This is a genomic window from Variovorax sp. Soil_C_17, assembly GCF_057657265.1.
In genome coordinates, this window is record NZ_JBDGIT010000004.1 from 1 (window position 1) to 26,432 (window position 26,432).

28 protein-coding genes are annotated in these 26,432 nt (G+C 67.3%); 10 read left to right on the plus strand and 18 right to left on the minus strand.

What is annotated here, in order from left to right:
- Window positions 1–303: 303 nt before the first annotated feature.
- The gene (locus AC3A6Y_RS20000) at window positions 304–978 is read left to right on the plus strand and encodes a TetR/AcrR family transcriptional regulator (RefSeq protein WP_487869975.1); all 675 of its coding nucleotides are present in this window, start codon (window positions 304–306) and stop codon (window positions 976–978) included.
- On the opposite strand, the gene AC3A6Y_RS20005 is transcribed toward AC3A6Y_RS20000, so the two are convergent.
- A complete protein-coding gene (locus AC3A6Y_RS20005) occupies window positions 957–2,630 on the minus strand; it encodes a site-specific integrase (protein ID WP_487869976.1) in 1,674 nt (557 codons plus the stop codon). The genes AC3A6Y_RS20000 and AC3A6Y_RS20005 overlap by 22 nt on opposite strands.
- A gap of 46 nt (window positions 2,631–2,676) precedes the next feature.
- Here AC3A6Y_RS20005 and AC3A6Y_RS20010 point away from each other — a divergent pair, with 46 nt between their 5' ends.
- On the plus strand, window positions 2,677–2,994 hold the full coding sequence (locus AC3A6Y_RS20010; RefSeq protein WP_487869977.1) for a tyrosine-type recombinase/integrase: 318 nt from the start codon (window positions 2,677–2,679) through the stop codon (window positions 2,992–2,994).
- Window positions 2,995–3,544: 550 nt separating this feature from the next.
- Window positions 3,545–4,546 carry a Bug family tripartite tricarboxylate transporter substrate binding protein gene (locus AC3A6Y_RS20015; protein WP_487869978.1) on the plus strand — a complete coding sequence of 334 codons (1,002 nt, stop codon included), beginning with the start codon at window positions 3,545–3,547 and terminating at the stop codon, window positions 4,544–4,546.
- On the opposite strand, the gene AC3A6Y_RS20020 is transcribed toward AC3A6Y_RS20015, so the two are convergent.
- The 7 genes from AC3A6Y_RS20020 to AC3A6Y_RS20050 form a co-directional block, all read right to left on the minus strand.
- Window positions 4,518–4,769 carry a hypothetical protein gene (locus AC3A6Y_RS20020; RefSeq protein WP_487870525.1) on the minus strand — a complete coding sequence of 84 codons (252 nt, stop codon included), beginning with the start codon at window positions 4,767–4,769 and terminating at the stop codon, window positions 4,518–4,520. The genes AC3A6Y_RS20015 and AC3A6Y_RS20020 overlap by 29 nt on opposite strands.
- A 305-nt stretch (window positions 4,770–5,074) precedes the next feature.
- Complete coding sequence (locus AC3A6Y_RS20025; RefSeq protein WP_487869979.1) at window positions 5,075–5,482, minus strand: LysR substrate-binding domain-containing protein; 408 nt, start codon at window positions 5,480–5,482, stop codon at window positions 5,075–5,077.
- 35 nt (window positions 5,483–5,517) lie between these two features.
- Window positions 5,518–6,333, minus strand: a complete 816-nt coding sequence (locus tag AC3A6Y_RS20030) for an SDR family NAD(P)-dependent oxidoreductase (protein WP_487869980.1) — start codon at window positions 6,331–6,333, stop codon at window positions 5,518–5,520.
- Between the two features lie 47 nt (window positions 6,334–6,380).
- Entirely contained in the window at window positions 6,381–7,199 is an 819-nt protein-coding gene (locus tag AC3A6Y_RS20035) for an enoyl-CoA hydratase/isomerase family protein (RefSeq protein ID WP_487869981.1), read from the minus strand.
- Window positions 7,200–7,226: 27 nt separating this feature from the next.
- Window positions 7,227–8,381 carry a thiolase family protein gene (locus tag AC3A6Y_RS20040; RefSeq protein WP_487869982.1) on the minus strand — a complete coding sequence of 385 codons (1,155 nt, stop codon included), beginning with the start codon at window positions 8,379–8,381 and terminating at the stop codon, window positions 7,227–7,229.
- Window positions 8,378–8,806 carry a Zn-ribbon domain-containing OB-fold protein gene (locus AC3A6Y_RS20045; RefSeq protein WP_487869983.1) on the minus strand — a complete coding sequence of 143 codons (429 nt, stop codon included), beginning with the start codon at window positions 8,804–8,806 and terminating at the stop codon, window positions 8,378–8,380. The genes AC3A6Y_RS20040 and AC3A6Y_RS20045 overlap by 4 nt, the downstream gene beginning before the upstream one ends.
- Window positions 8,807–8,857: 51 nt before the next feature.
- The gene (locus AC3A6Y_RS20050) at window positions 8,858–9,844 is read right to left on the minus strand and encodes a Bug family tripartite tricarboxylate transporter substrate binding protein (protein WP_487869984.1); all 987 of its coding nucleotides are present in this window, start codon (window positions 9,842–9,844) and stop codon (window positions 8,858–8,860) included.
- A 194-nt stretch (window positions 9,845–10,038) separates the two neighbouring features.
- On the opposite strand from AC3A6Y_RS20050, the gene AC3A6Y_RS20055 reads away from it, so the two are divergent.
- Genes AC3A6Y_RS20055 through AC3A6Y_RS20080 form a run of 6 tightly spaced genes read left to right on the plus strand, consistent with a single transcriptional unit; the run spans window position 10,039 to window position 17,279 of the window.
- Window positions 10,039–10,902 carry an IclR family transcriptional regulator gene (locus AC3A6Y_RS20055; protein ID WP_487869985.1) on the plus strand — a complete coding sequence of 288 codons (864 nt, stop codon included), beginning with the start codon at window positions 10,039–10,041 and terminating at the stop codon, window positions 10,900–10,902.
- A gap of 35 nt (window positions 10,903–10,937) precedes the next feature.
- The gene (locus AC3A6Y_RS20060) at window positions 10,938–12,083 is read left to right on the plus strand and encodes an acyl-CoA dehydrogenase family protein (protein ID WP_487869986.1); all 1,146 of its coding nucleotides are present in this window, start codon (window positions 10,938–10,940) and stop codon (window positions 12,081–12,083) included.
- Window positions 12,084–12,104: 21 nt separating this feature from the next.
- Complete coding sequence (locus AC3A6Y_RS20065; RefSeq protein ID WP_487869987.1) at window positions 12,105–14,228, plus strand: acetate--CoA ligase family protein; 2,124 nt, start codon at window positions 12,105–12,107, stop codon at window positions 14,226–14,228.
- Window positions 14,225–15,331: a CaiB/BaiF CoA transferase family protein gene (locus AC3A6Y_RS20070; RefSeq protein WP_487869988.1), complete on the plus strand. Its 1,107-nt coding sequence runs from the start codon at window positions 14,225–14,227 to the stop codon at window positions 15,329–15,331. Before AC3A6Y_RS20065 ends, AC3A6Y_RS20070 begins: the two co-directional genes overlap by 4 nt.
- Window positions 15,328–16,332 carry an NAD(P)H-dependent flavin oxidoreductase gene (locus tag AC3A6Y_RS20075; protein WP_487869989.1) on the plus strand — a complete coding sequence of 335 codons (1,005 nt, stop codon included), beginning with the start codon at window positions 15,328–15,330 and terminating at the stop codon, window positions 16,330–16,332. The genes AC3A6Y_RS20070 and AC3A6Y_RS20075 overlap by 4 nt, the downstream gene beginning before the upstream one ends.
- Complete coding sequence (locus AC3A6Y_RS20080; RefSeq protein WP_487869990.1) at window positions 16,329–17,279, plus strand: NAD(P)H-dependent flavin oxidoreductase; 951 nt, start codon at window positions 16,329–16,331, stop codon at window positions 17,277–17,279. Before AC3A6Y_RS20075 ends, AC3A6Y_RS20080 begins: the two co-directional genes overlap by 4 nt.
- A 6-nt stretch (window positions 17,280–17,285) precedes the next feature.
- On the opposite strand, the gene AC3A6Y_RS20085 is transcribed toward AC3A6Y_RS20080, so the two are convergent.
- From AC3A6Y_RS20085 to AC3A6Y_RS20100, 4 genes are all read right to left on the minus strand, one after another.
- The gene (locus AC3A6Y_RS20085; protein ID WP_487869991.1) at window positions 17,286–17,699 is read right to left on the minus strand and encodes a substrate-binding domain-containing protein; all 414 of its coding nucleotides are present in this window, start codon (window positions 17,697–17,699) and stop codon (window positions 17,286–17,288) included.
- A 52-nt stretch (window positions 17,700–17,751) separates the two neighbouring features.
- Window positions 17,752–19,047, minus strand: coding sequence for a hypothetical protein (locus AC3A6Y_RS20090; protein ID WP_487869992.1), 1,296 nt, complete (start codon window positions 19,045–19,047; stop codon window positions 17,752–17,754).
- 106 nt (window positions 19,048–19,153) lie between these two features.
- Window positions 19,154–21,388, minus strand: a complete 2,235-nt coding sequence (locus AC3A6Y_RS20095) for a LamG-like jellyroll fold domain-containing protein (RefSeq protein WP_487869993.1) — start codon at window positions 21,386–21,388, stop codon at window positions 19,154–19,156.
- A complete protein-coding gene (locus AC3A6Y_RS20100; protein ID WP_487869994.1) occupies window positions 21,385–21,693 on the minus strand; it encodes a hypothetical protein in 309 nt (102 codons plus the stop codon). Before AC3A6Y_RS20100 ends, AC3A6Y_RS20095 begins: the two co-directional genes overlap by 4 nt.
- Before the next feature lie 92 nt (window positions 21,694–21,785).
- Between AC3A6Y_RS20100 and AC3A6Y_RS20105 the strand changes: the two genes are divergently transcribed.
- Window positions 21,786–22,040, plus strand: coding sequence for a hypothetical protein (locus AC3A6Y_RS20105; protein WP_487870526.1), 255 nt, complete (start codon window positions 21,786–21,788; stop codon window positions 22,038–22,040).
- A gap of 18 nt (window positions 22,041–22,058) precedes the next feature.
- Here the strand turns inward: AC3A6Y_RS20105 and aroQ are convergent, their stop codons facing one another.
- Genes aroQ through AC3A6Y_RS20135 form a run of 6 tightly spaced genes read right to left on the minus strand, consistent with a single transcriptional unit; the run spans window position 22,059 to window position 26,395 of the window.
- The gene (gene aroQ, locus AC3A6Y_RS20110; RefSeq protein ID WP_487869995.1) at window positions 22,059–22,505 is read right to left on the minus strand and encodes a type II 3-dehydroquinate dehydratase; all 447 of its coding nucleotides are present in this window, start codon (window positions 22,503–22,505) and stop codon (window positions 22,059–22,061) included.
- Window positions 22,506–22,530: 25 nt separating this feature from the next.
- Entirely contained in the window at window positions 22,531–23,352 is an 822-nt protein-coding gene (gene aroE / locus AC3A6Y_RS20115; RefSeq protein ID WP_487869996.1) for a shikimate dehydrogenase, read from the minus strand.
- 13 nt (window positions 23,353–23,365) lie between these two features.
- Complete coding sequence (locus AC3A6Y_RS20120; RefSeq protein ID WP_487869997.1) at window positions 23,366–24,595, minus strand: CaiB/BaiF CoA transferase family protein; 1,230 nt, start codon at window positions 24,593–24,595, stop codon at window positions 23,366–23,368.
- Window positions 24,592–25,053 carry a MaoC family dehydratase gene (locus tag AC3A6Y_RS20125; RefSeq protein ID WP_487869998.1) on the minus strand — a complete coding sequence of 154 codons (462 nt, stop codon included), beginning with the start codon at window positions 25,051–25,053 and terminating at the stop codon, window positions 24,592–24,594. The genes AC3A6Y_RS20120 and AC3A6Y_RS20125 overlap by 4 nt, the downstream gene beginning before the upstream one ends.
- Before the next feature lie 29 nt (window positions 25,054–25,082).
- Window positions 25,083–25,469 (minus strand): VOC family protein, encoded by a 387-nt coding sequence (locus AC3A6Y_RS20130; RefSeq protein ID WP_487869999.1) that lies wholly within the window; start codon window positions 25,467–25,469, stop codon window positions 25,083–25,085.
- Complete coding sequence (locus AC3A6Y_RS20135; protein ID WP_487870000.1) at window positions 25,466–26,395, minus strand: ketopantoate reductase family protein; 930 nt, start codon at window positions 26,393–26,395, stop codon at window positions 25,466–25,468. The genes AC3A6Y_RS20130 and AC3A6Y_RS20135 overlap by 4 nt, the downstream gene beginning before the upstream one ends.
- Window positions 26,396–26,432: the final 37 nt, after the last annotated feature.

The following is a 26,432-nucleotide window of genomic DNA, read 5'->3' on the forward strand; positions in this document are numbered from 1 at the left end:
GCAAGGGGGAGAGCTTCTGCGCGAGATAGCGGCTCACGACGTCGGTGGGACCACCCGGCGGGAAGTTCAGAACCAGTCGGATGGGCTTGGCAGGCCAGGACTGAGCCCACGGACGACCGGCGACCGCCAAGGCGGCCAGACCCGCAAGAACTTCACGACGCTCGAGCATGCGCAACCTCCGATCGAAATCGCACGACTGACTCAGTCCAGCGTGCCATCCGGCGGGTGCAAGCCGCAAGGCACGCTAAAGTAGAATGATTATTCTCATTCTATTTATGTGCTGTCAAGTAGCATCGACACATCATGAGTGCACCGACTCAGGCGTTTGCCGACCGCCTCTCCTCTTGGTCTGCCGAGGGGCGGCTGCCCGAGATGCGCCAAGCGCAACAAAGTCGCAGCGCGAGGACGGCAGCAGCCCTGATCGAAGCCGGCCGGCACCTGCTCAGGGAAAAATCGTTGGAGGATCTCTCGATCGAGTTCGTGTGCGACTCTGCACAGACCACTGTCGGAGCGTTCTATGGCCGGTTCGAGAGCAAGCAGGATTTCTTCGTCACCATGCAGCGCGTGCAAACCATGCAGACGGAGCAATCCATCCAGGCCTTCATCGAACGTCATCCCGCAGGCGCGTCATCGATCGATGCGCTGTGCGCGGACATCGTTCACGAAACCGTTAACAACTTTCGCACCAACCTCGGGGTGATGCGGGCCTCGCTCCAGCACAGCCGCGAGGGCATGTGGCAGGTCATCAAGGAGTCCGGCGACAGATACCGCGCCATGCTGGTGCAGTTGCTGGCGCCCTACCTGACGCACTTGAAGCCACGAGAGCGAGAGCGTCGCATTCTTTTCGCCTACCAAGCCCTGGCAGGCGTGCTGGTGCATGTTGTGCTGAACAATCCCGGCCCGCTGCGGCTGGGCGACGCGGCGATCGAAGATGAGCTGCTACGGCTCGTGCGGTCTTACTTGAGCGCTGCCGACTGAAGATCGGGTTGCGCGTCATTGGCGCGAGCATGCCAGAGGCGATCCATCTCTTGGGGCCTCACTGCCCTTTCTGCGGTCAGGTAAATGGCGGTCGTCGCGATCGACTCGTGCCCCAGCTTGTTCTGCACAACCTGAAGCGGAACTGGCGACTTCCCTGCCCTGCCCTGCAGCGCATGCGATGCATGCGATGCATGCGCGTGGCGCAACCAGTGGGTGCTGGCCTTTCTCAGCTGCTGCGCATCGGCCCCATCGAGGCCACGGGCCGCCGGGGCGAGGAAGGCCTTGATCGACTGGTAGAGCCCCGAGGCCGACCAGCGCGCGGGGCGTTTCAGGCCCGGGTCGAAGCGCGCCAGCACGTGAATGCCCCGGTTGCTCGCAACATCGACTTGCGGCTCAAAGCCGTGCCGACGCAACTCGTGCCCAAGCTCGTCGACCAGTTCGGCCGGTATCGGCACCTGGCGGCTCCTGCCGCCCTTGCCGATGACCGACAGCAGCCAGCAGATGGCCGCGCCCCCGCCCGTTGTTCTGTATTCGACCTGTTGGAGGTCCTCGCACTTCACGTTCGTGATCTCGGACAAACGAAGCCCTGTTGCATAGAGCCATCGCATGCCGCGTCGAAGCCGCCGCCCTGGTTCCGTGTCGACATGGTCCTGCAGCAAGCTGTCGATGTGGTCCCATTGGGCAACCGTCAGGGTGCGGCTCGAGCCCAGCGGCCGCAGTGGCGTGGAAGGCAGGGCGACGCCTGTGAACGGATTGCCCATCACATATCCCTGGCTCATCAGGAACGCAAACAGGCTCTTCAAGATGATCAGCGACTGGCGCAGCGCCACCGGCGTCAGCGGCCCTTCGAGCGGCCGCCACAGCGGCGACCAGCGCTGGTGGTGCCGGGGTCCGCACCACGCGGAAGGCGGGTCGGCGAGGAAGCTGCGGTAAGCGGTGGCGTCTTCCACCGACAGCGACGACAGTGCCTTCTTGCGTTCCAGGACCGACCAGAGCAGCAGGCGTTCGGCCTCCTTGCGGTACGAGCGCTGGGTCGACGACAGATCACCCTCGAGCTTGCCTGATCGCTTGGAGGCGAGCCAGGCACCGATGGCCTGATGATCATTCGCGGCATTCAAGAGGCACTTTTCAGGGGAGGCGCGGAAGCGCCCCGCGCGGCCATCGAGCTCGGCGGGCAGCACGAATTTCTCGTAGGGTCGCAGGGCGGTGGCCGCAGGCACCACCGCGGCCAGCGCGGTGGGCGACAGCTGGGCGCGCGGCTGCGCGGCGTGCGCGCCGACGCGCAAGCCCAGTACCTGCTCGTTCTCATGCAACCAGTCCAGGATCCGGGCGGCCTTGAGTTCGCCGACACCCGGCACCTTCGCCCACCAGCGCGCCCCGATGCCGTTGATGCGTTCGACCAACGCGACCAGCGTCGCCACGCCGGCGCGCTCGAGCCGGGTGGCCAGCGAAGGATGGAGCCAGGCCGCCACGCTGTCGCCCGGCCGCGGATCCTGCACCACCAGGCCCTCGAGCCAGCGCAGCGCCTGCAGCTGGCGATCGATGACGCGGGCGCGACGCGAGTGTCGAGGAGCGCTTATTCGGCTGGGAGCGAGCAAAATTGGGGCCGCGCCAAGCCCCCGAGTTCGGCCCCCAGTTTTGCTCGCTCCCAACAGAATTAATAGTATTCAACAGCTGGTGGGAAGCGCCGCAGCGGCCATGACCGAATGGCTCGCGGTGCTCAAGGCGCATGACATCCAGCAGGGCAAGATCTTCCGGCGCATCCGCAAAGGTGGGCATCTGGGCGAGCCTCTCGCTGCCGCGGCCGTGCGCGACATCGTCAAGGAGCGCTGTGCGCTGGCCGGCATCGAAGGCCGCTTCAGCGCGCACTCGCTCAGGGCCGGCTTCGTCACCGAGGCGGGCAAACAGAACATGCCGCTGCCGGCGACCATGGCGATGACGGGGCATCAGAGCGTCGCGACCGTTGGTGGGGTATCCGCGCGGAGAGTGCGCTTGGAAGCAAGGTCGGTCGGATGATGGACGAGGAGTGACCAAGCGACAAGTGTCCAGGCCGATATCCCCAACAGCGACGTTGAGGCCCGGAAGTTGGCCGGCGGAACGCGCACATCCGTAACTTCGGCGGCTGGTGATCTCTAGAGCACGAGCGCTTAAACGGCAAACACGATGTCGTCCGGCCTCATCGCGCATTGGCGTGGATACAACGCCCGCGCTGCAGCGAATAGCTTCAGGTCGGTATCGAACTTCACGGTTTGCTCGGCTGCGAATGCGGGCGTCGCAGAAGTTGATATCAGGCGCCGGCCTCCAAGACCGTCAGCGTCTACTCGAACGAGGCCGATCCGCGGCTACTCGCTGCTGCCAAGCCGCCGAGTAGTGGAAGTCCCGAATAACGCGCGATTAGCGATCATTGTTGAGCGATTGTCAGACGGCGAACGGAGGTGACGCCTGTCCGCTGAGGGTCACACCGACTATCGTCGCCGTTCCAAGTAGGCAATCACCGCACGGCGACTATCCCGCCGACCACCCGGCTTGGCGGGGACAACGTATCGCAACTCCAGGAGACAACGCCATGACGACATCCCTTTCAAAGCGGCGCGCCGCATTGTTCACCCTGTTGGCCCTGACCTTGGCCGCCTACGGCCCTGCAGCACAAGCCCAGGATGCCGCCAAGTGGCCCACGCGCACCGTGCGCCTGACTACGCCCTATCCGACTGGCGGCGCGCCGGACACGATTGCTCGGGTGCTGGCCGAGAAGCTCTCGCGCAAGTGGGGCCAGAGCGTGATCGTGGACAACAAGCCGGGTGGTAACGGCTTCATCGCGATCGACGCGTTCAAGCGCGGCGCCAAAGACGGGCATGACCTGATTCAGCTCGACAGCGTGCACATCGCTGCCTATCCGTACCTATTCAAGAAGCTGCCGTACGACCCAGCGAAGGACTTCGACGTGCAGGCCACGCTGTGGAAGGCCTACCTCATGTTCGTGGTGCCGACCGGCAGCAAGTACAAGACCGTGGGCGACGTGATCGCGGACGCCAAGGCCAACCCGGGCAAGATCGACTACGGCTCCTGGTCCATCGGCAACCCGGTGCATCTGGGGATGGAGGAACTGCAGCAGCTGACCGGCACCAGCATGCAGCACGTGGTGTACAAGGAGACCTCGCAGCTCTATACAGCGGTCGCCACCGGCGAGTTGCCGGTCACGCTGGGCACGGCCGGCACGACCGGACCGATGTACAAGGCCGGCAAGGTTCGCTTCCTGGCCGTGGGTGCGCCTCAGCGCTTGGTCGCCTATCCCGACGTGCCAACGGTGGCCGAGGCCGGTGGCCCCAAAGACTACGAAGTCAGCGGTTGGAATGTGATCGCCACACCGAAAGGCTTGCCGCTGGCCGTTAGAGACAAGATCCGCCAGGACATCGCCGAGGCTGTGGCTAGTACCGACGTGCAGGATCGCTACGCGACGTTGGGCTACGTCCCGCTGTCGCTGGATCGCGCGAAGATCGAAGCGTTCATCCATACCGAGTCCAAGCGCCATGAAGCGATCATCAAGCGCGCCAAAATCGAACTGCAATGAAACCAGTATCGTAAGCAAACCCACCACGAGTCGGTTCGAGAAACTGGCAGCAGCCCGATGCTCGAGCACGACCGGCGGGCTTGATGGTGAGTACGCAGAACAGGTGGAACATCGAGCGCGCGGCCAGCGCCAAGATGCTATCGGCATCGAGTGGCAAGGCGGGCGTTGCGGCAACGGTGGGCGGCATGGCCGGATCGCGGCGGGCGCGCCGCGCATCGGGCATGCCCCGTTCATGCCACCAGGAGCATTCATGCGCATCACCGGCTTGCTCGACGATCGACTGATGGATCTAAGCCCGCCGCCTGACAGGCCAGCGGGACACAGTCGCGATCTTGACCCAAGCGCTCAGGTCTCTGATCAAGCGGGAAACTTGCAACAACGCATTTGCCCCCTCGCGCGCTCAACGCATGTGCCCGATGCGCTTCATGCGCCGGCCAATCAAATAGTCGACCACGGGTTGCTGTGGGCCAGGTAGACCACTTAAGCCAGCAGGTGCCGCGAGACTTCCTCGTTCTACGTCGTCAACCGCTAGCACGAGCGGACTGAGAGCCACACCCAGGCCGGTAGATGCAGCTTCCACACTGAGTGAGGGACTGTCGTAGTAACGGACCTCCTTGGGTTGACGTGCCGAGGGATGGGTCTTGAGCTGGTCTGGAGCCACTGCGCCCCCGCATCGGGTCGAGTCTTCGACCCGATAGCGAGATAGTCACCGTGTTCGAACCTCGGCACCAATTCCGATCTCAGGACAGGACCTACTTTTTCGGGGAAAAAGGGGCCGGACGTTCCACGTCTCGGCACCGCCAAGTCCAGCCGCCGAATGGCGAGGTCGACCTGACTCCTTCGAAACTCCACGAGTCTCCCGCCTCCGCAGAGGTGTAGTGCAATGTCCGGGTGCGTCGCTTGAAATCCACTCAGTCGCGGAATGAGCCAGCGCATGGCACCCCGCGCTGCGCGGGCAGAGTTACATCTCCTCAGATCATGGCGAATCCGCCCGAAGCCCCGATCGTCTGACCGGTGACGAACAACGCGCGCTCGGAGGCAAGGAATGCCACCAGGCCGGAGACATCGTTCGGTCTGGACAGACGCCCCACGCCCTTCGAGATCGGATAAAGGTTCACCATCTTCGCGAGCAGTTCATTGTTTTGGGTCGTCGCATCGGGATGCAGCGGCCCGTCCTTGATGCCTTCGTGCGAGACCGCGCCGAGCGCGATCGAATTGACGGTGATGGCATGCCGGCCGTGCTCGCGCGCCAGTGCCTTGGCGAAGCCCGCGATGGCGGCCTTCGCGCCCGAGTAGACGGCCATGTTCGCCTCGCCGATGCGACCGGCCTCCGAGATGATGTTCACGATCCGGCCTCCTTTGACGGCCACCATGCCGGGCAGCACGGCATGGCAGCAGTGGAAGGTGCCGTAGACGTTGAGGTTGACGATCTTCGCCCAGTCGGCTACCGGCATGTCGACGAAGGCCGGGGTGCGCCCGCCCTTCTCGCGCCGCTCGGGAATGATGCCGGCGTTATTCACGAGGATCTGCACGGGCGCTTCGAAGTGCCGCGCGGCGGCCTCGACCATGGCGTGCACCTGGTCTGCCTGCGTAATGTCGGCGGGCGCGGCCAGCGCCTTGCCGCCCTGCACATCGATCTCGCGCGCCACGGCCTGCGCCCGCTCGGGGAACAGGTCGTTGACCACGACGCTCGCGCCTTCGCGTGCGAGTTCGAAGCAGATCTGCCGGCCCACGCCCTGGCCGCCGCCGGTCACCAGCGCGACCTGTGAATCCAAACCGAGTTTCATGTATGTTTCCTTGCTTGCTTATGAATGGATGGAGATGCGGACGGGGTTCAGCGTCCCTGGAACACGGGCTTGCGCTTCTCGACGAAGGCGCGCATGCCTTCCTTGCGGTCCTCGCTGTCGACGAGGAGCGCCGCGGCATAGCGCTCGTACTCGAGGCCGCTGTCCAGGTCGGTCTGCATGCCGCGGTTCACTGCGCGCTTGACGAAGCGCACGGCCAGCGGTGGCATCTCGCCGATCTGCTGTGCGAGCGCAATGGCTGCCGGCAGCAGCTCGGCGCCCGGCAATACCTGCGTGACCAGGCCGTAGTCCAGGGCGCGCGCCGCATCGATCTGCGCGGCCGTCAGCATCAGCGCCTTGGCGCGCGCCTCGCCGATCAGCCGCGGCAGCCGCTGCGTGCCGCCGGCAGCGGGGATCACGCCCAGCCGCACCTCCGGAAGGCCCAGGCGCGCATGGTCGGCGGTCAGCCGCAGGTCGCAGCACAGGGCCAGTTCCAGGCCGCCGCCGAGCGCGACACCGTTAATCGCCGCGATGGTGGGCTTCTCGAATTCCTCGATGCCGCGGAAGAGGTCGTGCGTCGCCTTCTGCGCGACGAAGAAGTCGGTGGCGCAGATCTGATGATCAGCGCGTTCCTTGATGTCGGCGCCGGCACAGAAGGCGCGCTCGCCGGCACCCGTGAGCACCACCGCGCGCACGCGCTGGTCGGCGCGGGCCAGTTCGAAGAACGCATGGGCGAGGTCGGGCTTCATCGTCCCGCCCAGCGTGTTCATGCGGTCGGGCCGGTTGAGCGTCACGACGGCCACGTGCCCCTCGACGCGGTAGGTGAGCGTCGAGAGTTCGACGTGGTCGGGCCGGTTGTTTTCAGGCATGGTGTTTCCTTGCGAGTTCTTGCTCTGTCATGCCGTGACGCGTGAGAGGACGTGCGCGATGGCCACCGACCCGAGCCCGATCATGTGGGCCATGCCCCAGCCGGCACCTGCGTGCTGCCGGTCGCCGGCCTCGCCGCGAAGCTGCCGCGTGATCTCCGCGATCTGGCCGATGCCGGTGGGGCCCAGCGGATGGCCCATGCCGATGAGGCCACCCGATGCGTTGATCGCGCAGCGCCCGCCGATTCGCGAGTCGCCGCGCAGCAGGTATGCGGCGCCCTCGCCCGGCTCGCACACGCCCACGGCTTCGCTGTAGAGCAGCTCCTCCACCGAGAAGGCGTCGTGCAGCTCCAGCAGGTCCAGCTGACTTGCGGGAATCGCCGCCTGTTTGAGCGCCGCGCGGGCGCTGGCGCGCACGAGGTCGACCGCTGCGGCGCCGTAGGAGGTCTCGGGTGTTTCGCTGCACGCGGTCGAGGCGCGCACGCGCACGCAGCGGGCAGCGTCCAGGCCGAGCCGGCGCAGCGCGCGGCCCGAGACGACGATCGCGGCCGCAGCACCCTCGCCGCGGGGGCAGCATTGCTGCACGGTCAGGTCGCCGGCCACGGGCGGCGAGGCGAGCACCTGGTCGAGGGTGCGCGGCTTGCGGAACTGCGCGAAGGGGTTGCGCGAGGCGTTGCCATGGTTCTTCACCGCTACCTGCGCCATGGAGGCCGCGTCCGCGCCACGTTCGCGCAGGTAGGTGCGGGCCATCATCGCGAACTTCACCGCGGGGACGTTGGCCGTCTCGCTCAGGCGGGCCAGCCCTTCCTTGTCGGCCGCGCGCCGGGCGCCGCCGTGCTTGTCCACGCCCACCGCCAGCACCACGTCGCTGACGCCGCGCGCCACCTCCATGCAGGCCTGGCGGAATGCGAAGGAGCCCGACGCCGAGGCGTTCTCGACCTGGGTGACCGCCAGCCCGCTCGAGCCGAGGTGACGCAGCATCACGCGCCCGGCCGCCATGCCGATGGAGGTCGTGCCCACGTAGGCGCTGTTCACCTGCGGCCAGGCCAGGCCCGCGTCCGCCAGCGCGGCGCGCACCGCGGTCAGGCCCAGGTGCGTGTAGGGCGTCTCGCTCGGGAACTGGTACGCGTGCATGCCGATGCCGGCCACGTACACGCCTTCGTTGTTGTCGATCCAGTTGCTCATTGCGCCGCCCCCTCTGCCGGAACGAAGCGGCAGGCGAAGGTCTCACCGCCGGGCTGCGCCACGGCGACGGCGCGCAGCGCCATGCCCACCCGCAGGGCCAACTCGTCCGATCCGGCGATCACGCCTTCCTCGACAAGCCCGTCCTCGATGAGGATGTCGGCGGCGATGCGCGGCACCTCCATGCCGGGCAGCAGCGGCACGTGCAGAGTCACGAACTCCAGCAGCTTGCCGCCGCCGGGGCGCGCGACCTTCTCGGCGCCTTGCAGCGGATCGCCGCAGTGGCTGCAGCCGGGCACGTTGGCGGGAAAGACGAGCTTGCGGCACGCCGGACATTGCGCGAAGAGGAACTCCAGCGACTCGCCGTCGGGCGCGAGCTGGTAGAGCGTCGGATGCTGTGGCTGCAGGCCACGCAGGTCAGTGGTCATAAAAGCGGATTTCCCGGTTGTCGAAAAAGAGTTGGGGGTGCGGCGCGCGTGCTACTCCAGCTTGGCGCCAGAGCTCTGCACCACCTCGCGCCAGCGCGTCATCTCGGACTTGACGAAGGCGTCGAGCTTCTCGCCGCGCTTGCCGCGCATCGGCACGCTGCCGAACTTCTCGGTGGCGGCCAGGAGCTCGGGGTTCACGATGACTTCCGCCATGGCGTCGGCCAGGCGCTTGACGATGGGAGCCGGCGTCTTGGAGGAAACGAACATGGCGCCCCACGCGCTGGACTCGGCGCCGGGGTAGCTCAGCTCGGCGACTGTGGGCAGGTCGGGCGCGCTGCCCAGGCGCGACTTGCCGGTCACGGCCAGCGCCTTGAGCTTGCCCGACTGAACGAAGGGCAGCACCACGGCCGCGTAGTCGAAGGCCAGGTCGAGGTTGCCGGCGATCAGGTCGGTCAACGCCGGACTGCTGCCCTTGTAGGGCACGTGCGTCATCTTGACGCCCGCGGTCGTCTGGAAGAGCTCCGCCGTCAGGTGCGTGGCCGTGCCCGCGCCTGCGGAGCCGAAGTTGAGCTTGCCGGGGTTCTGTTTGGCGTACGCCACCAGCTCGGGCACCGTCTTGAACGGCTTGTTCGGGTTGATGACCAGGATCAGCGGCGACTCCGACATGCCGTGCACGGCCGTGAAGTCCTTGACCGGGTCGTAGCGCACGTTCTTGTAGAGCGCGACGTTGGCCGCGTGCGTGCCCTGCGTGCCGTAGATCAGCGTGTAGCCGTCGGCGGGCTGGCGCACCCCGTATTCGACGCCGATGGAGCCGCCCGCACCGGGCCGGTTCTCGACGACCACCTGCTGCCCGAGCTTGTCGCCCAGCTTCTGCGCGAGCAGGCGCGAGGTGTTGTCGGTGATGCCGCCGGGCGGAAACGGCACGACGAAGGTCAGGGGCCTGGAAGGCCAGCCGTCGGCTTCGCCGGCCGCATGCACGGCGGTGGAGAGAAGGAGCGCGCCGCTGACCGCGGCGAGGGCTTTGCGGAAGGTTTTCAAGGGTTGTCTCCTGGTTGTGCAACGCGATTCGATTGCCTTTTTTCTACGAATAGGCGTAGACTACTTCAATTGGTCGTTGTTTGGCAACCCTTTCCTGTTTTCTGCTCCTTCAGGGATTCTTCGGTTGAAATCTTCAGCAATCGCATGATTCCCGTGGCTATGATCGGCAACTTCTACGACCTATCGGAGGATTCATGCCAACCATTGTCCCTGCCGCCGCCCGCACGATGACACTGCTCGAAGTCTTTGCGCGCGAAAAGCGAGAGCTGTCCAACTCGGACCTGGCCCGCCTCATGGACCTGCCCGAGAGCAGCTGCTCTGACCTGCTGCACACGCTGCACGAGCTGGGCTATCTGCTGCGCACCGCGCGCAGCCGGCGCTTCTATCCAACGGCGCGCCTGCTGACGGTGGCCAAGGAGATCTCCGCGAGCGACCCGCTGTACGCCGTCGGTGCCGAGGCGTGCGAGCTGCTGCGCGACCGCACCGGCGAGACCGGCCTATGCGGCAGGCTGGAGAACGGCGTCGTGAAAGTCATCGCGCTGAGCGAAGGCCGGCACGCGCTGCGCTACATGCAGCACGTGGGCGACAAGCTGGCGCTGCACGTCTCCGCCCTCGGCAAGGCAATCCTTGCGATCGGCACCCCTGAAGAGGCGGCGCGGCAGCTGCGCCTGAAGCCGCTGCGCGTGCTGGCCTCCGGCACGCTCACCGACCTGTCCGAGCTCGAAGCGCAGGTGGAACGTGCGCGCAAACAGGGCTGGATCTGGGTCGAGAACGAAGGCAGCGAAGGGCTGACCGCGGTCGCCGTGGCCGGCCAGATCGGCGGCGAGACGCTGGCCCTGTCGGTCGCCGGGCTCACCCATCGCATGCGCGACCAGCGCGAGCGCTGCCTCGAGGCGCTGCAGGAGGTCAAGGCGATCGTCTTTCGCAAACAGGCCGCCGCCGAGGGCGCGACGCGCGAGCAGCCGACGACGGCAGCGGCCTCTTCCTCTTCTTCTCCCGCTTCTTCCTCATCCTCTTCCCGCCGCGGCACCAAGGCCTCGCCTCCCGCCGAGCCTTGAGCGCCGCTCATTTTCACTTTCAAACAGGAGACAACGTGTACACCCAGACTGCAGAACAAGCCATGCTGCGCGACAGCATCCGCCGCTTCATGAAGAGCGAGGTCGCGCCCATCGTCGCGCGCCACGACCAGGAGAAGACCTTTCCCTTCGAGCTGCTCAAGCCCCTGTCGGAGTTCGGCTACCTGGGCGGGCGCTTGCCGGAAGAAGAAGGCGGCATGGGCCTGGACCAGCTCACCTGGGCGATGCTGATGGAAGAAGCGGGCTATGCCTGGCTCTCGCTGCGCACGATGCTCAACATCACCAACGCGGCGATCAACAAGCTCGCGGCCGAGGCCACGCCCGCGCAGAAGGAGCGCTTCCTCAAGCCGCTACTGAACAACGAGCGCCGCTGCTTCAGCGCCATCAGCGAGCCGGGCACGGGCTCCAATATCGCGCAGGTGCAGACCCGCGCCGACCTGCAGGGCGACCATTACGTTCTCAACGGCCGCAAGCTGTGGATCACGAACGGCGCCTTCGGCGACTTCGGCATCGTCGTGGCGCGCACCTTCAGCCCCGACTGCCAGGGCCAGCTCTCCACCTTCCTGGTCGAGCGGGATGTGTCCCCTTACGAAATGCGCCGCGTCGACACAATGGTGCTGCGCAGCACCGGCACGGCCGAGCTGGGCTTCGACAACGTCAAGGTTCCGCGCGAGAACCTGCTGGGCGAGGAAGGCGGCGCGCTCAAGAAGATGCTGATCGGCCTGGACAGCGCGCGCGTGAACATCGCCATGGGCGCCGTGGGCGCCGCGCAGTCGGCGCTGGACCTTTCCATCGACTACGCGCGCACGCGCACGCAGTTCGGCAAGCCGATCGGCAGCTTCCAGCTGGTGCAGAAGCTGATCGTCGACATGACGATCCGCGTGGAGGCCGCGCGCGCGCTCGGCCTGCGCGCCGCCGCCGCGCTGGATTCGGGCCACGACGCGCGCACCGCCGCCTCCATCGCCAAGCTCTACGCCACCGAAGCCGCCCACGAGGTGGCCAGCATGGCCCTGCAGGTGCACGGCGGCCTGGGCTACGCCACCGACTACCCGATCGAGCGGATCTTCCGCGACACCCGCGGCGGGACCATTCCCGAAGGCACGACCGAAGTGCAGACGCTGATCGTCGGGCGCGAGATCCTCGGCATCTCGGCCATCGCCTGAACGCCGCGGGAGTCGCACAGCATGACCCAACCGGCCTTCAGCACAGACCTGTCACGCCTCATCCATCCGCGTTCCATCGCACTGGTCGGCGCCTCCGAGCGGCCGCAGAGCATCGGCGGGCGCACCCTGAGCAACCTTCTCGACCATTCGCAGATCGACGGCGAGCTCTATCTGGTCAATCCGACCAGGAGCGAACTGCGCGGCCGGCGCTGCTGGCCCAGCATCGCCTCGCTGCCGCAGACACCCGACGTCGCCGTGATCGCCGTACCCGCATCGGGCGTCATCGCGGTGATGGAGGAATGCGCGGCCAGGCGCGTGCCCTTCGCGATCATCCTCACCTCGGGCTTCGGCGAGGCCGGTGCCGAGGGCGAGCGGGCGCAGGTCCGGCTCAAGGAGATCGCCGAGCAGGCCGGCACGCGCATCTACGGCCCGAACTGCCCGGGCCTGACCAACGTCAACGACCGGCTGGGCATGACCTTCTCGCCTTCGTTCCCGCACGACTTGGTCAAGGGGCCGATCGGCCTGGCCACGCAGGGCGGCGGCCTGGGGCGCAACGTGATGCAGGCCATGGAGCGCGGCATCGGCATCGGCCTGTGGGCCTCCACCGGCAACGAGGTGGACCTGCAGGTGGCCGACTTCATCCACTACATGGCGACCGCGCCCGACATCAAGGTGATCGTGACGCTGCTCGAGGGCATCAAGGACGGCCCGCGTTTCCTGGCCGCGCTGCAGTGCGCGGCGGACAACGGCAAGCCGGTGATCGTGCTGAAGGTCGGCAAGTCGGAGTACGGCCAGCGCGCGGCGCAGTCGCACACCGCATCGCTGACGGGTTCGGCCGAGGTCAACAGCGCGGTGTTCCGACAGTACGGCGTGATCGAGGTCGACGACATCGACGAACTGGTGGACACGGCCTGGCTCTTCGCGCGTGCCATGCCGGGCGAGCAGGAGGCGATCGGCGTGTACTGCTCCTCGGGCGGCACCACCGCGCTGACCGCCGATGCGGTGGGCACGGCCGGCCTCGCGCTGGCCGAGTTCGCTCCCCAGACGACCGCGCTGCTTCGCAGCAAGCTGCCCGACTACGCGGCGATCGACAACCCCGTTGACACGACGGCCGCCGTGCTCAGGGACGCCGACCTGATCGAGAGCACGCTGGGCGCCGTGGCGGCGGACCCCAACACCGGCTGCGTCGTCACGCCGATCGCGCTGGACTACGGCGAGACCACCATCCGCATGGCGCAGACCATCATCGCCGCGCAGCAGCGCGTGCGCAGCCCCATCGTGCCGATCTGGATGAGCGACCGGCTCGGCGAGGGCTACCGCATGCTGGTGGCGGCCGGCTTCGCGCCGCCGCGCTCCGTCGGCAAGGCGATCGCCGCAATCCGGCGCTGGACCGAATGGGGCCGCTGGCACCGCAGCGCGGCGGGCCGCCCGGCGCGCCGCCTTCCGGCCGCGGCGCCGGCGGTGCAAGGCGAGGTGCGCAAGCTCTCGGAGCTGCAGGCGAAGGCCCTGCTGGCAAAGGCCGGCATCCCGCTGCTGCCCGTGGCCGTGGCCCGCACCCGGGACGAGGCGCGCCGCATCGCCGACGGCATGAGCTACCCGGTGGTTGCCAAGATCGCGAGCCCCGACATCCTGCACAAGTCGGACATCGGCGGCGTGCGGGTCGGCATCGCCGACGGCGCGCAGCTGGAGCTGGCGTGGGACGACATCATGGCCTCGGCCAGGCACCACATGCCCGATGCCGCCATCGACGGACTGCTGATCGAGAAGATGGCCCCGGGCGGCGGCGTCGAGCTCATGGCCGGCGTCACGCGCGACCCGGTGTTCGGGCATGTGATGACCTTCGGCCTGGGCGGCGTCTATGTGGAGATCCTGCGCGACGTCACGCGCCGGCTGCTGCCGCTGAGCCCCGCCGATGCGGCCTCGATGGTGCGCGAGATGCGCTGCTTCCCCGTGCTCGCCGGCGCGCGCGGCCGGCCGGTGGCCGACGTGCCCGCGCTGGAGCGCCTGCTGCTGGGCGTGTCCGAGTTCGTGATGGCGAACACGGCGCGCATCGAGGAGATGGACCTCAACCCGATCTGGGTCGGCGCCGAGGGCGAAGGCGCCCTGCCGCTGGATGCGGTGATCGTCGAAAGAGGCGCGGCGTGAGCCCCGCCGCCCCGCTCGCGGGCATCACCGTCCTCGACTTCAGCGAGCTGCTGCCGGGGCCCTTCTTCACGCAGAACCTGGCGGAGATGGGCGCGCGCGTCATCAAGATCGAGCGCCCGCCCGGCGGCGACAACGCGCGGCGCATGGGGCCGGGCGGCTTCGAGGCGGTCAACCGGGGCAAGCTCAGCCTGCTGGCCGACCTCAAGGACGAGGCGCAGCGGGCCCGCGTGCACGAGCTCGTGGCGCAGGCCGACGTGCTCGTGGAGTCGTACCGCCCCGGCGTGATGGCGCGCCTGGGCCTGGACTACGCCAGCCTGCGCGAGCGCTTCCCGCGCCTTGTGTACGTGTCGCTCAGCGGCTACGGACAGGAGGGGCCGTGGGCCCGGTTGCCCGGCCACGACATCAATTACCTCGCCGCAGCAGGGGCGCTCGCGGTCTCGGGCGAGCCCGGCGGCCCGCCCGCGCAGAACTTCGGCCTGCCGGCGGCGGACCTGTGCGGCTCGATGTATGCGCTGTCGTCCACGCTGGCGGCGCTGCTGCAGCGCGAACGCACGGGAAGCGGCCAGCACCTGGACGTGGCGCTGGCCGACTGCGTGCTGCACTGGATGAACCCGCGCCTGGGCGCCTACCGCGCCGACGGCGCGGGCAGCCTCGAGCGCCAGCGCGCCTCCACGCAGCTGAAGCCCGCGTACGGCAGCTTCCGCTGCCGCGACGGGCAGCACCTGAGCGTCGCGGCGCTCGAAGACCATTTCTGGGCGCGCCTGTGCGGGGTGCTCGACATGGGCGAGTTCGCGGACGAGGCCTACTGCACGCTGGGCGCGCGCAAGAATCAGGCCCAGGCCATCAACGACCGCATCGCGCAGCAGCTCGCCGGGCTCGATTCGGCCGAGGCCTTCGAGACGATGGCGCGCAACGACCTGCCCGTCGCGCCGGTGGTGGCGCCCTCCGAACTCGCGGCGCTGCCGCAGTTCGCGCAGCGCGGCCGGGTCAGCGGCACCGAAGCGCTGTCGCTGGTGCGGTTCCCGGTGCCGCTCGCGGGCGTCGATCCCTCGGCGATCGGCGACGCGCCCGGCCTCGACAACGCACGGCAGCTGCTGCAGTGAGCCAGCCACCGCTGCCCACGCGGCTGTCGCGGCTCTTCGGCCTCGCCTACCCGATCCTCGGGGGCGGGCTGATGTGGCTCTCGGACGCCCGCTACGTCGGCGCGCTCACCAACGCGGGCTGCATGGGCTTCATCACCCCGCGCTCCTTCGATGGCAAGGCCGCGCTGCGCGACGAGCTGCGGCGCTGCAGCGAGATCACCGCAGGCCGCCCGTTCGGCGTCAACCTCACGCTGTCGGCGCGCCTGCAGGCCAACACCGGCGTGCAGGCCTCGCTGGAGACCGCGCTTGACCACGGCGTGCGCCACTTCGAGACCGCAGGCTACGCGCCGGATGCGCTGATCCACGCCATCCACGCAGCCGGCGGCGTCGTGATCCACAAGGCATCGAGCGTGCGGCACGCCCTCGCCGCCCAGGCGGCCGGTGCCGATGCGGTTGCGCTGGTCGGCATGGAGGAAGGCGGGCACCCCGGCGCCAACGAACTTCCCACCATGCTGATGGGTGCGCTGGCCTCTGCGCGCGGGCAGTTCCATGTCCCGCTGGTGCTGGGCGGCGGCATCGGCCATGGCAGCCAGCTCGCTGCCGCGCTCGCGCTCGGCGCCGACGGCGTCCTCATGGGAAGCCGCTTCCTCGTGAGCGACGAGGTGTCGGCCCACGCCGCCTACAAGAACCACCTGCTGGGCTGCGACGAGCACAGCACCGTGCGCCTGCTGCACACGCTGGGCAACACCTGGCGCGTGCTGCGCAACGACACCGCCGCGCAGGTCGACGCCTTCGAGCGTGCCGGCGCGCCCGACCACGCCGCCTTCGGCGCCCTGCTCGACAGCCGCGTGGCGCGCGACCGCTGCTACGGCGACGGCGACTGGCGCGGCGGCATGCTCTCGCTCGGGCCGGCCATCGGCTTCGCCACGCGCACCGAGCCGCTCGCCGCGATCGTCGAAGACCTCATCCGCCAGGCACGCGCTGCCGTGGCGCACCTGAACGCATCCACCGCACCGCAATGACCCAAGCCCTTCCCTTCCTCGACCGCCTGGCCCTGCCCCTCATCGCCGCGCCCATGCTGCGGGTCTCGGGCATCGACTGGGTGTCCGCCGTCTGCGCAGCGGGCGTGATCGGCGCCTTTCCGACGGCCAACTGCCAGACGCTCGACGAGTTCGACGCCTGGCTCATGCGCCTGGACGAAGAGGCCGCCGCCGCGCCCGGGACCACGGCGCCCTACTGCCCCAATCTCATCATGCGGCGCGACCCCGCGCGGGTGATGGCCGAGGTCGAGCTGATCACGCGGCACCGCGCGCAGCTCGTCATCACCAGCGTAGGCTCGCCGGCCGCGGTGGTGCCGCGCCTGCACGAAGGCGGCTGCCGCGTGTTCGCCGACGTGGCCTCGCTGCACCTTGCAGTGCGCGCCATCGAGTCGGGCGTGGACGGCCTCGTGATGCTCACCGCGGGCGCCGGCGGCCACACCGGATGGGCCAACCCCTTCGCCTTCGTGCGTGCGGTGCGCGCCGTGTTCGACGGGCCCATCGCGCTGGCAGGCGGCCTGTCGGACGGGGTGGCCCTGCGCGCCGCGAGAGAGCTCGGCTGCGACCTCGGCATCATGGGCACCCGCTTCATCGCGACGCAGGAGAGTCTGGCGAGCGACGAGTACCGGCGGATGCTGGTCGACAGCGCGATCGACGACGTGCTGCTCACGCGCGGCTTCACCGGCCTGCCCGCGAGTTTCCTGGCGCCGTCGGCACGGCGGCTGAGCATCGACATCTCGACGCTCGACGAAAGCATCTCGGTGGAGGAAGCGAGAAGACGCCACGGCGGCGGCGCCAATGCGGCGCCCAACCAGCGCTGGACCGACATCTGGAGCGCGGGCCACTCGGTGTCGGGCGTGCGCGCGGTGCCCACGGTCGCCGAGCTGGTGGACGCGCTCGCCGAGGAATACCGCGGCCGCATGGCGGCCTGAGCGGCCTTAGAGCAAAGCGGGCGCGGCCACCGAGTCGCGCTCCACGTAGCGCAGCCCGACGCGGGCCTTTCGCTGCGGCAGGCCGTTGTCGGCGATCCGCGTGAGCAGCGGGTCGACGAGGCAGCGCGCGGTCTCGGCCTGATCGATGTCGAGCACGCTCACCGCAGGGTCGTGCTCGGCGGCGAAGGGCGTGTCGCCGATGGCGACCACCGAGATGTCGCGCGGCACCTGGAGCCTGCGCGCGGCGATCGCGCGCAGCGCGCTGTAGAGCATGTGGGTGCCCTGCACGATGAGCGCGCTCGGCCGCTCCGGTCGCGCGAGCAGTTCGGTGACCTCCGCGTTGACCGAAGCGGTGACGCTGCGCGCCTGCACGAGCAGGTCGGGCACGGGCAGGCCGGCGGCAATGACAGGGGCGATCATCCCCGTCGATGGCGGCGCCTCGGCGCGATAACGATAGATTGGCAGGAATTGGCTACTTCAACGCAGCGCCGCCTCGCGCGAGGTATTGCGCCGAGAGGCGCGCGAACTGGCCGCCGTCCGTACCGATCGAGGTCTGGCTGCCCGCGCCCGCGCTGAAGACGATGCCGATCGCATGCACGTCCCCGTACTCCTGGGTGTTCGTCAGCATGTAGTCGACGTGGTTGTCTCGATAGTGCTGGTCGGTGCCGCCGCGCGCATCGGAAGGCACGCCCATCGGCGTCTGCCACCACAGGATCGGCAGGCCGTTGCCCAGGGCTGCGCGGTAGTCTGAATACTGCTTCTGGTTGTCGTGGAAGTTCGGGCTGGTCTGGTTGGTTGCGTCCCAGTAGAACGGCGCGCTTCCGTTCTGGCATTCCGAAGGTGGCGATGCTGCTTCACGGCAGCCCGCGTCGCGGTCGCTGGTCTGGGCGACGATAAAGTCCGCATGTTTGGCGCCTGCGGCCTGCATCATCGCGGCAACCTCGACGGGCGTGCCATTCCAGAAGGCAGGCGGAAACCCGATCAGTGTCTTCGGCGCAATCTTGCGGCCCATCTGCACGAAGCACTGGCCGAGGCCCGCGACGGTGTCGGGCAGCGTGGCGCATTCGGGCTGGCCGCTCACGGCGGCGGCCATCTTCGTCAGGTCGCGGCCGGGCGCCTGCGACGCGGCGAAGCCCCAGAAATCCGGCTCCACGTTGACGAGCGCAGGCTTGCCCCATTCAGCGATGCGCTGGTACATCAAGCGGACCTGGCCCCAGTACTTGTTCATGAAGGTCGCATCGCTGATGCCGCTCAGGTTGCCCTCGCCGTTCGCCGTCATCTGGTAAAGCGTGAACATGGGCACCGCACCATATGCATCGGCAGCCTGTGCGGTGAAGGTGACATAGGCCCCATCGGGGCTGTTCCAGGTGGGCCACGCGCCCGAGCCGACGCCCACGAGGTAGCGCTCCACGATGTCGGGGTGGATGTCCTGGCTCTTCATGTCGTCGATGGAGGTCGCTCCCAGACCGAACAGCACACGGGAAGGTTTGCCGAGCTTGTTGGCCATGGCGACGGTGGCCGGCACAGGCGCGGAGCCGCCGCTCGTGCCTCCATTGCCGCCCTGGGTGCCGCTGCCGGAGGTGTTGCCGGCCACCTGGCCACCGTTGTTATGCGCGCCGCTGTTCTGGCCGCCGGTGCCGGCCTGGCCCGTCGAGCTGCCGACCAGCGGATTGCCGGCCCCTCCACCGCCGCCACCTCCTCCGCCACAGCCGAAGAGCAGCAGCCAGGCCATCAGCGCGGAAACGCATCGTCGAGAAAGAATGTCCATGAGAGAAATCCGAAAGGTCGAAGTCAAGAAAGCACCGGCACGCCTGTGCATGCGCGCGCCGGTTCGGGTTCAGTGTTGTCCGGGCAGCACTGCTGCCCGATGGCGCTCAGCGGGCGAGGTTCGCGATGAAGGCAGCGTCCTTCGCACCGCCGTAGATGCGGAAGTCCTGCATACGGCCCTTAAAGTACGGATCGCCACCGTACTGGGAGCGGCCCAGCCAGGTCCGGGTGGTGTTGCCCAGCTGGAAAGGATTGATCCAGATGCCGTCCGCGGTGGCGACCTGCGCGCCGTCCATGTAGAGCGTGCCCACGGTGCCCGAGAGCGTGACCGCCAGATGCACCCAGCGCCCGGTGGGCATCACGCCGCCCGACACCGACTCTTCCTTCCAGAACTGATTGCGCGAGGCTGAAAAGCGCAGCTGGTTGGTGCCGTCGCGCAGGATCAGGATCATGTAGGCCACGTCGTTGGAACCGAAGTCGAAAACGCGCGCGATGACCGACGCCGTATCCCAGTAGACCCACACCGCGATCGTGAAATCGCCCAGCGCCGACACGGCTCCGTCGGGCAGTTGGAGATGACCGCTGCGGCCGTCGAGCTGCACGGCGCTTCCGCCGTTGCGTCCTTCGCCCCAGCTCGTGCCACCCTTCAGTTGCGCATGCAGGCCGCGGCCGCTGGCGTCGTTGGCATCGCCGTTGAGTGGCAGGTGTAGCCACAGCTCGCCCGGGATCGCCACGCGCAAGGTGTCCGCACCGGTCATTGCTCCGGCGTCGGTCACCGCGTCGATTCGGTAGTACCAGGTGCCCTGGTCAGGATCGTCGGTGTAGGTGCGCGGTTCGGTGACCGGCGCGAGGGTCGTGAACTGACCGTTCGGCGAAGCCGCGCGCTGCACCAGGTACTGGGAAGCTCCTGCGGTGCCCCACCAGGACAGCTGCACCTTTCCGTCGTTCAGGAATGCGCTCAAGCCGCTCGGCGGAGCGGGGGGGACCGGATCGCGCGCATAGAGCAGCGTACCCATGCCCGGCTGGTCGCCGCCGTCGACACGCTCCGGCCGGAGCTTGTCGAGCATCGCCTTGGTCCAAGGTGCCGAGAGCCCCTTGCGGCTCACATAGTGGCTGTAGATGAGGTCCCAGTTGGGCCGCAGGCTGTTCGTGCCCGCCGCAGCGGTCGCAGGCCCGAAGACGCCGTCGTAGGGGGCGAAGGGCATTGTGTACAGCGCGTTGCCATTGGCATCGGCCAGGTTCGTCTTGGCCACGTACTCCGCGCCGGCCAGCAGCCGGTTGTTCCAGTAGCTGAAGAGGTCCTCGCCCTGGTTCCAGGCCATTTGGCACAGCATGCCGGCCAGAGAGATGCCGAGGGTGGAGTGGCCCTGGTCGCGATGGCTCTCCTGCCATTGCCCCAGATAGCCGGGATGCACGTGGTAGACGTTGTTGGCGCTCGCGCCGTTGCCGCGGCCGGTCTTGTAGTAGTTGATCGCTTCGGCGCTCAGGTCGCTCCGGTCGCAGAACACGCCGATCGCGTAGATGGTGGAGATGTTGCACAGGTCCCAGTTGGCCCAGTAGTGAGTGACCTTTCTGATCTCCGTGCCGTTGTGGTTGACCAGGAAGTCGTGGGCCTTCGGGTAGAACACGTTCAGCAGCATGGCCTGGAAGCGCGCGACGTCTTCCTTCGCCCAGCCGGGGTAGGTCCGCATTAGTTCCGCGGCATTGGCCCACTGGGCGCCATAGAGACCAGAGGCGAGGAAGACGTTCGAGTTGCCGCCCAACTCAGTCAAGGTCGACGACCATGCATTGAGGAACTCCACCGACTTCTTCGCGTAGTTCTCGTCGTTCGTGATCTTCCAGCGCAATGCAAGATGAAGGGCACGCACCATGTCGCCGACCATCTGGCCGTAGTTGTCGCCCTCGACGCCGCGCGTCACCAACGCCAGGGGGCGCGGCGTCGCATCGAGGTTGGAGCGGTTCGCGTTGAGCAGCATGTTCCAGCCGCCCACCCAGGGCTGCGCCTTGGCGGCCAGCTTGTCCCGGATGCGCTGCAGGTCGGTCTCGGTGACCAGCAGGCCGGGATGCGTGATCTTGCGTACTTCGGGTTCAGGGGTGGTCGGCTCGGGCGCTGGGGTGCCGGGGGTATCGGGGGTATCGACACCGGCGACAGCACCAGGGGTGGCACCCGGTGTCTGCTGTGATGGCTGCTGCGGGGTGGCTCCCCCTATCGGCGAAAAGCTTCCGCCGCTGCCACCCCCACAAGCCGTCGTCCCGAGGGCGAGTGCGCTTGCGGTGCCGACGAAGAAGGTGCGGCGATCCAGCAAGGCTGCATTCTTGTCGTCGTTCGAGAAATGTGTCATTTGTCGCGAATATGAGATAAATGATTTTGCAAACTGCATGCCATCCGCTTCGATGGCTCGATGAAATGAAAATCGGTAGGACCGATGGATGCATTGCGCGCGTTGCGAGAGACACGCAGCGGCAGAAAGTGACATTCGTTGTCACATGAGACGCCGGCGACACGACATTGAATGTCTACCCCTTGCCATGCCCGCACGGATTCGACGAGAAGCCCATGTGGGATCGACTTGCACGACAGGGCAAGCCTGATGGCATCGATCCCATCGACCAGCGCAACGAGGAGCGCAAAATGATCGCTGCGCATCCCTCAGCGCCCTGACCTTGAGTCAAGATGGGACGGATGGACGCTTGCCCAAGCCCGAGGGCGGCGGCCGGCGACCACAAACGAGGGGTGGCATGGCCACGGTGAAGGGCATCAGCCTGTTCGTGGTGACCAAGTTCATGGTCAACCCCGAAGGCTCGCTGGGCTCGCGCAATGACGGCCCGACCGCGCGCTTCTATGCCGACCACATCCTGGCCATGGCGCCGGGCCTGCGCGACAGCCCAGTCGACGGTCAACCGACCATCGCCTGCGCTTCGCGCCCGACGAGCTGGCCTACCTGGGTGGGCGACCCCGAGAGAGATCTCGAAGCGGCCGCCAAAGCCCTCTAAGACCAGACCAGGCAGGCGTTATCGCGCCGCCGGCAAGGCCACGCAAGCCGCGGCCCGCAATCCAAGCAAGTAGCTATCGACACCGAAGCCGCAGATCTGCCCCTTTACGATCTCGGCGAACACCGAGCGGTGACGAAAGCTCTCACGGGCGTGAATGTTCGACATATGCAGCTCGACGATCGGAACCGCCAGGACCGCCAGCGCATCCCGTATGCCGTAGCTGTAGTGCGTCCACGCGCCGGCGTTGATCAAGACCGCGTCCACGCCATCCGTGAAGCCTTGGTGGATGCGCTCGCACATCGCCGATTCGCTGTTGGTCTGGAAGCTTTCGACCTCGGCGCCAAGCTCTCGGCCAAGCGATCGGAGTTGCTCGTCGATCTCGGCCAGCGTGACGGTGCCGTACTGCACCGGGTCGCGCTTGCCGAACATGTTGTGGTTGATGCCGTGAAGCATGAGGATCTTCATCTCGCGTCTCCTTGTAGTTATCGCGTCAAACCAGTGGGATGGTCATGCGGTCGATGACCTCCCGGGTGTCCGGCCGTACGCCGCGCCACCACACGAAGGCCTCGGCCGCCTGTTCCACCAGCATGCCGACGCCGTCGGCCAGCTTGGGCACGCCCGCGCTCTGCGCCAGGCGCAGGAAAGGCGTGAGTCCCTTGCCGTAGGCGAGCTCATAGGCCAGCTTTGCGTTCTGGAGCGCCTCGGCGGGAACTGGCGGCAGTTCGGCCTTGAGGCTGGCCGAGGTGCCGTTGATGACGATGTCGAATCGCTCACCAGCCAGATCACCGTAGCCGCAAGCCCGCGCCGGACCATTCAAGGAGAATTGCGCGGCAAGATCGACCGCCTTCGACACTGTGCGGTTCGCCAGCACCAACTCCGCCGGCTGCTGCGCAAGGAAGGGCAACAAGGCTCCGCGCACCGCGCCGCCGGACCCCAGCACCAGCATGCGCGCGCCCTTGAGCGGGAAGCCCAAGTTGCGCTGGATGTCGTTCGTGAGGCCGACACCATCGAAGTTGTCGGCAATGATGCGGTCCCCCTCGAATTTCAGCGCGTTGGTGGCACCGGCGAGCTCGGCACGTTCGAGCCGCTCCGTTGCCAGCGCAAAGGCTTGCAGCTTGAACGGCGCGGTCACGTTCATGCCCAGGCCGCCTGCCCTGCGAAACGCATGCACGTCGTCCGCAAAGTGCTCGAGCGAGCCTTCAATCGCGATGTAGTCGATGTCCTGACCGGTCATCTTCGCAAAGCTGCCGTGGATCATCGGGGACTTGGTGTGGCCAATGGGATTGCCGATAACGGCGTACTTGTCGCTCATGGCGTCTGCTGCCTCACGCGCTGAACAGCACGCCATCGGCCTGCATGTCGGCGATCTGCGCGGCGTCGAAGCCAATGCTGGCGGCGATCTCGGCGTTGTGTTCGCCAAGGTCCGGCGCCACCTGCGTGATCGAGGTGTCGCAGCCCGACATGCGGAAAGGCAGGTTGGGCAGGCGGATCTTGCCAAGCACGGGATGGTCCTGCTCCACCACCATGCCGCGCGCCTGGATCTGCGGGTCGGACAGCACTTCGTCGATGCGCTGGACCTTGGCGCAGGGCAGATCGATGCCATCGAGCAGCTTCAAAATTTCGGCCACCGGGCGTGCCGCAACCCAGGGGCGTACGACTTCGAGGATCTCGAGGCGATTCGCATTGCGCCCGGCCGCGGCATGCAGCCGCATGTCGCTACCGAAGCCCGCTGGCCCGCCAGTCTGCTCGACCAGGGCGGCGAAGCGCTTCCAGGCATCGTCCACCTGCGCGGCAATGACCAGATCGCCGTCCTGCGCGCGGAACACGCCGTAGAGCGTCGAGTTGGGCATGTCGTGGCCGGTCTGCACCGGGACTTCCTTGCCGTCCGAGAGCGTATAGCACTGCACCGCGTATTCGTGCATCGACACCAGCGTGTCGTACAGCGCCATGTCGATGTGCTGGCCGCGGCCGGACTTCACGCGGCCCAGCAGCGCCGCATTGATCGCGGCCACGGCGTGAATGCCGGTGTACATGTCCCCGAGCGAGATGCGCAGCAACGGCGGTGCTTCGCCGGGGTTGCCGACCATCTGCATGATGCCGCTCTTGGCTTCGGCGATGAGGCCGAAGCCGGCGCGATGCGAGTCCGGCCCCGTGTGGCCATAGGCGGAGATCGAGCAGTACACGAGGCCTGGGTTCGTCTCCGCGAGCTCCGCGTAGCCGAGACCCAGCTTGTCCAGGGCACCCGGGCGATAGTTCTCGACGAACACGTCCGCGCTGTCGACCAGCTTCTTCATGAGCGCTCGGCCGCGCGGGTCCTTGGTGTTCACGCTCAGCCCCTTCTTGCCCATGTTCTGCTGGAGGAAATAGCCGCTGTGGTCCCCGACGAACCAGGCGTGCTGGCGACCCGCGTCACCGGTGCCTGGACGCTCGACCTTGATGACCTCGGCACCCAGTGCCGCGAGGCAGCGACCGACATAGGGACCGGCGAGGAAGTGGCTGTAGTCGATGACGCGGATTCCGGCGAGCGGCAGCGCCTGTTGTGCTGCAGCGTTCATGCGGGCCTCCGCGGCACCATCACGCGGTGCTCGCCTTTCTGGACGACCTCGTCGCGCTGGTTGATCAGTTCCGACGGCAGCACGAGGATGCCCCAGCCCGGCTTGCTCTTCGACTCCCGCTTGCTGCCGACGTGGAACTTCACACGCACCGTGTCGCCGAGCTTGACCGGCCCGACGAAGCTCCATTCCCAACCCAGCGACATGCCGGGCATGAAGCGCATGTCGCTCTTCGTCTTCAAGCCGTCGGCCACCGACAGGCCGAACAGCCCGTGCGCGACCCGCGTGCCGAACGGCGTGGTGCGTGCATAGGCCTCGTCGGTGTGCACTGGCGTGTGATCGCCGGTGAGATCGGCATAGGCCATCACGCGGGCCTCGGTCACCTCATAGGGCGGGCTGATGCATTCTTCGCCGACGACGGCGTCGTCCCAGTATTTGTCTTCGATGGCGAGGGTGGTCATGGTTGCTGTGTCTCTCGTTGATTGAAAATTCAGGCGCGGGGATCGATGGCCAGTGCCTTGGCGACAGCCCCTTCGCTGGCTTGGACGAACTCGACGGCCAGGCCGTCGGGCAGTCGGAGCCAGTTGCGGCCCTGCGGCATCTCGGTGACGCCGAAAGCCTGCGCAGCGGCGAGCGCCGCCTCGAGGTCCTCGCACATCACGCCGATGTGGCCCAGGCGACCCTCGGGGCCAGCGTAGTCGGGCTTGGCCATGAACTGCATGCCGCCCAGCGTCCAATACTGGATCGGCTCTTCGACCGAGCCCTGCACTTCGCGCATGGCCATGCCGCAGACTTCACGGAAGAACTTGATGTGCCAGCGGATGTCGCTCACCCAGATGGCGACGTGCTCGACGTAGGCTCTCGGGGTCGTGCTCATTTCGCCCCCATCCGGCGTTCGATGCCCTTGATCGCGGCCACCAGGGTCTGGTTGACCGGCGTCGGCACGTTGTGCTTCTGGCCTGTGCGCACGACCGAGCCGTTGATGAAGTCGATCTCGGTGATCGAGCCCTTCTCCAAGCTTTGCAGCATCGAGGTCTTGAACTCGTCGGGCAGGCCTTCGGCGGCCATCACCCACGCGTCGCGTGGAGCCTTGATGGACAGCTTGACGCCGCTGGCTTTGGCAACGGCCATGGCCTCGGCAACCGCGGCAATGGCCGTCGCCTCGATCTCCGGCACCGCATACAGGCTGCCGTAGACCTGGCCCGTGATGCCGCTCAGCGCCCCGGTGGAGACGTTGATGAGCAGCTTGTCCCACATTACGCCCATGATGTTGTCGCTGACCTCGCAGGGCAGCTCGGCGCGCTCGAATTCGGCGGCGATCGCCTTGGCGCGCTCGGTGATCTTTCCGTCGAGCTCCCCGATCACCGTGCGCTTGCCCTGCGTGCCGGCAATGATGTGGCCCGGGCCGAGCATCACGCCGCCCACGTAGGTCTTGCCGGCCAGCACATGCTCGCGGCCCGCGACCTCTGCCAGGATCTCCTCATGGCCCATGCCGTTCTGCAACGACATCAGCGCCGTGTGCGGGCCGATGATCGACAGCGCGCCTTCGATGGCCGAGCGTGTGTGGAAGGACTTGACCAGGACGATGACCAGGTCCGGGGCCTCGAGCCCTTTGCAGCCGAGTGCGGCCCGCACCTTGACGACGCGCTCCGCGTCACCGACCTTAACGCGCAAGCCATCGCGGTTGATCGCGTCGACATGGGCCTGCAAAGGGTCGATCAGCGTCACGTCCGACCCTGACGCCGCGAGCGTTCCACCAATGGCACAACCGAGTGCGCCGGCGCCTAGAAAGTAGATCTTCATGTGAGTCCCCGTTGGAATGACTCAACGATAGATCTCC

What these genes read in the sequence shown, in the direction of transcription:
- AC3A6Y_RS20000 (WP_487869975.1), top strand. Translation starts at nt 304, where the DNA reads ATGAGTGCACCGACTCAGGCGTTTGCCGACCGCCTCTCCTCTTGGTCT.
- AC3A6Y_RS20010 (WP_487869977.1), top strand. Translation starts at nt 2,677, where the DNA reads ATGACCGAATGGCTCGCGGTGCTCAAGGCGCATGACATCCAGCAGGGC.
- AC3A6Y_RS20015 (WP_487869978.1), top strand. Translation starts at nt 3,545, where the DNA reads ATGACGACATCCCTTTCAAAGCGGCGCGCCGCATTGTTCACCCTGTTG.
- AC3A6Y_RS20020 (WP_487870525.1), bottom strand. Translation starts at nt 4,769, where the DNA reads ATGCCCGATGCGCGGCGCGCCCGCCGCGATCCGGCCATGCCGCCCACC.
- AC3A6Y_RS20025 (WP_487869979.1), bottom strand. Translation starts at nt 5,482, where the DNA reads ATGCGCTGGCTCATTCCGCGACTGAGTGGATTTCAAGCGACGCACCCG.
- AC3A6Y_RS20030 (WP_487869980.1), bottom strand. Translation starts at nt 6,333, where the DNA reads ATGAAACTCGGTTTGGATTCACAGGTCGCGCTGGTGACCGGCGGCGGC.
- AC3A6Y_RS20035 (WP_487869981.1), bottom strand. Translation starts at nt 7,199, where the DNA reads ATGCCTGAAAACAACCGGCCCGACCACGTCGAACTCTCGACGCTCACC.
- AC3A6Y_RS20040 (WP_487869982.1), bottom strand. Translation starts at nt 8,381, where the DNA reads ATGAGCAACTGGATCGACAACAACGAAGGCGTGTACGTGGCCGGCATC.
- AC3A6Y_RS20045 (WP_487869983.1), bottom strand. Translation starts at nt 8,806, where the DNA reads ATGACCACTGACCTGCGTGGCCTGCAGCCACAGCATCCGACGCTCTAC.
- AC3A6Y_RS20055 (WP_487869985.1), top strand. Translation starts at nt 10,039, where the DNA reads ATGCCAACCATTGTCCCTGCCGCCGCCCGCACGATGACACTGCTCGAA.
- AC3A6Y_RS20065 (WP_487869987.1), top strand. Translation starts at nt 12,105, where the DNA reads ATGACCCAACCGGCCTTCAGCACAGACCTGTCACGCCTCATCCATCCG.
- AC3A6Y_RS20080 (WP_487869990.1), top strand. Translation starts at nt 16,329, where the DNA reads ATGACCCAAGCCCTTCCCTTCCTCGACCGCCTGGCCCTGCCCCTCATC.
- AC3A6Y_RS20085 (WP_487869991.1), bottom strand. Translation starts at nt 17,699, where the DNA reads ATGATCGCCCCTGTCATTGCCGCCGGCCTGCCCGTGCCCGACCTGCTC.
- AC3A6Y_RS20090 (WP_487869992.1), bottom strand. Translation starts at nt 19,047, where the DNA reads ATGGACATTCTTTCTCGACGATGCGTTTCCGCGCTGATGGCCTGGCTG.
- AC3A6Y_RS20095 (WP_487869993.1), bottom strand. Translation starts at nt 21,388, where the DNA reads ATGACACATTTCTCGAACGACGACAAGAATGCAGCCTTGCTGGATCGC.
- AC3A6Y_RS20100 (WP_487869994.1), bottom strand. Translation starts at nt 21,693, where the DNA reads ATGCGCAGCGATCATTTTGCGCTCCTCGTTGCGCTGGTCGATGGGATC.
- AC3A6Y_RS20105 (WP_487870526.1), top strand. Translation starts at nt 21,786, where the DNA reads ATGGCCACGGTGAAGGGCATCAGCCTGTTCGTGGTGACCAAGTTCATG.
- aroQ (WP_487869995.1), bottom strand. Translation starts at nt 22,505, where the DNA reads ATGAAGATCCTCATGCTTCACGGCATCAACCACAACATGTTCGGCAAG.
- aroE (WP_487869996.1), bottom strand. Translation starts at nt 23,352, where the DNA reads ATGAGCGACAAGTACGCCGTTATCGGCAATCCCATTGGCCACACCAAG.
- AC3A6Y_RS20120 (WP_487869997.1), bottom strand. Translation starts at nt 24,595, where the DNA reads ATGAACGCTGCAGCACAACAGGCGCTGCCGCTCGCCGGAATCCGCGTC.
- AC3A6Y_RS20125 (WP_487869998.1), bottom strand. Translation starts at nt 25,053, where the DNA reads ATGACCACCCTCGCCATCGAAGACAAATACTGGGACGACGCCGTCGTC.
- AC3A6Y_RS20130 (WP_487869999.1), bottom strand. Translation starts at nt 25,469, where the DNA reads ATGAGCACGACCCCGAGAGCCTACGTCGAGCACGTCGCCATCTGGGTG.
- AC3A6Y_RS20135 (WP_487870000.1), bottom strand. Translation starts at nt 26,395, where the DNA reads ATGAAGATCTACTTTCTAGGCGCCGGCGCACTCGGTTGTGCCATTGGT.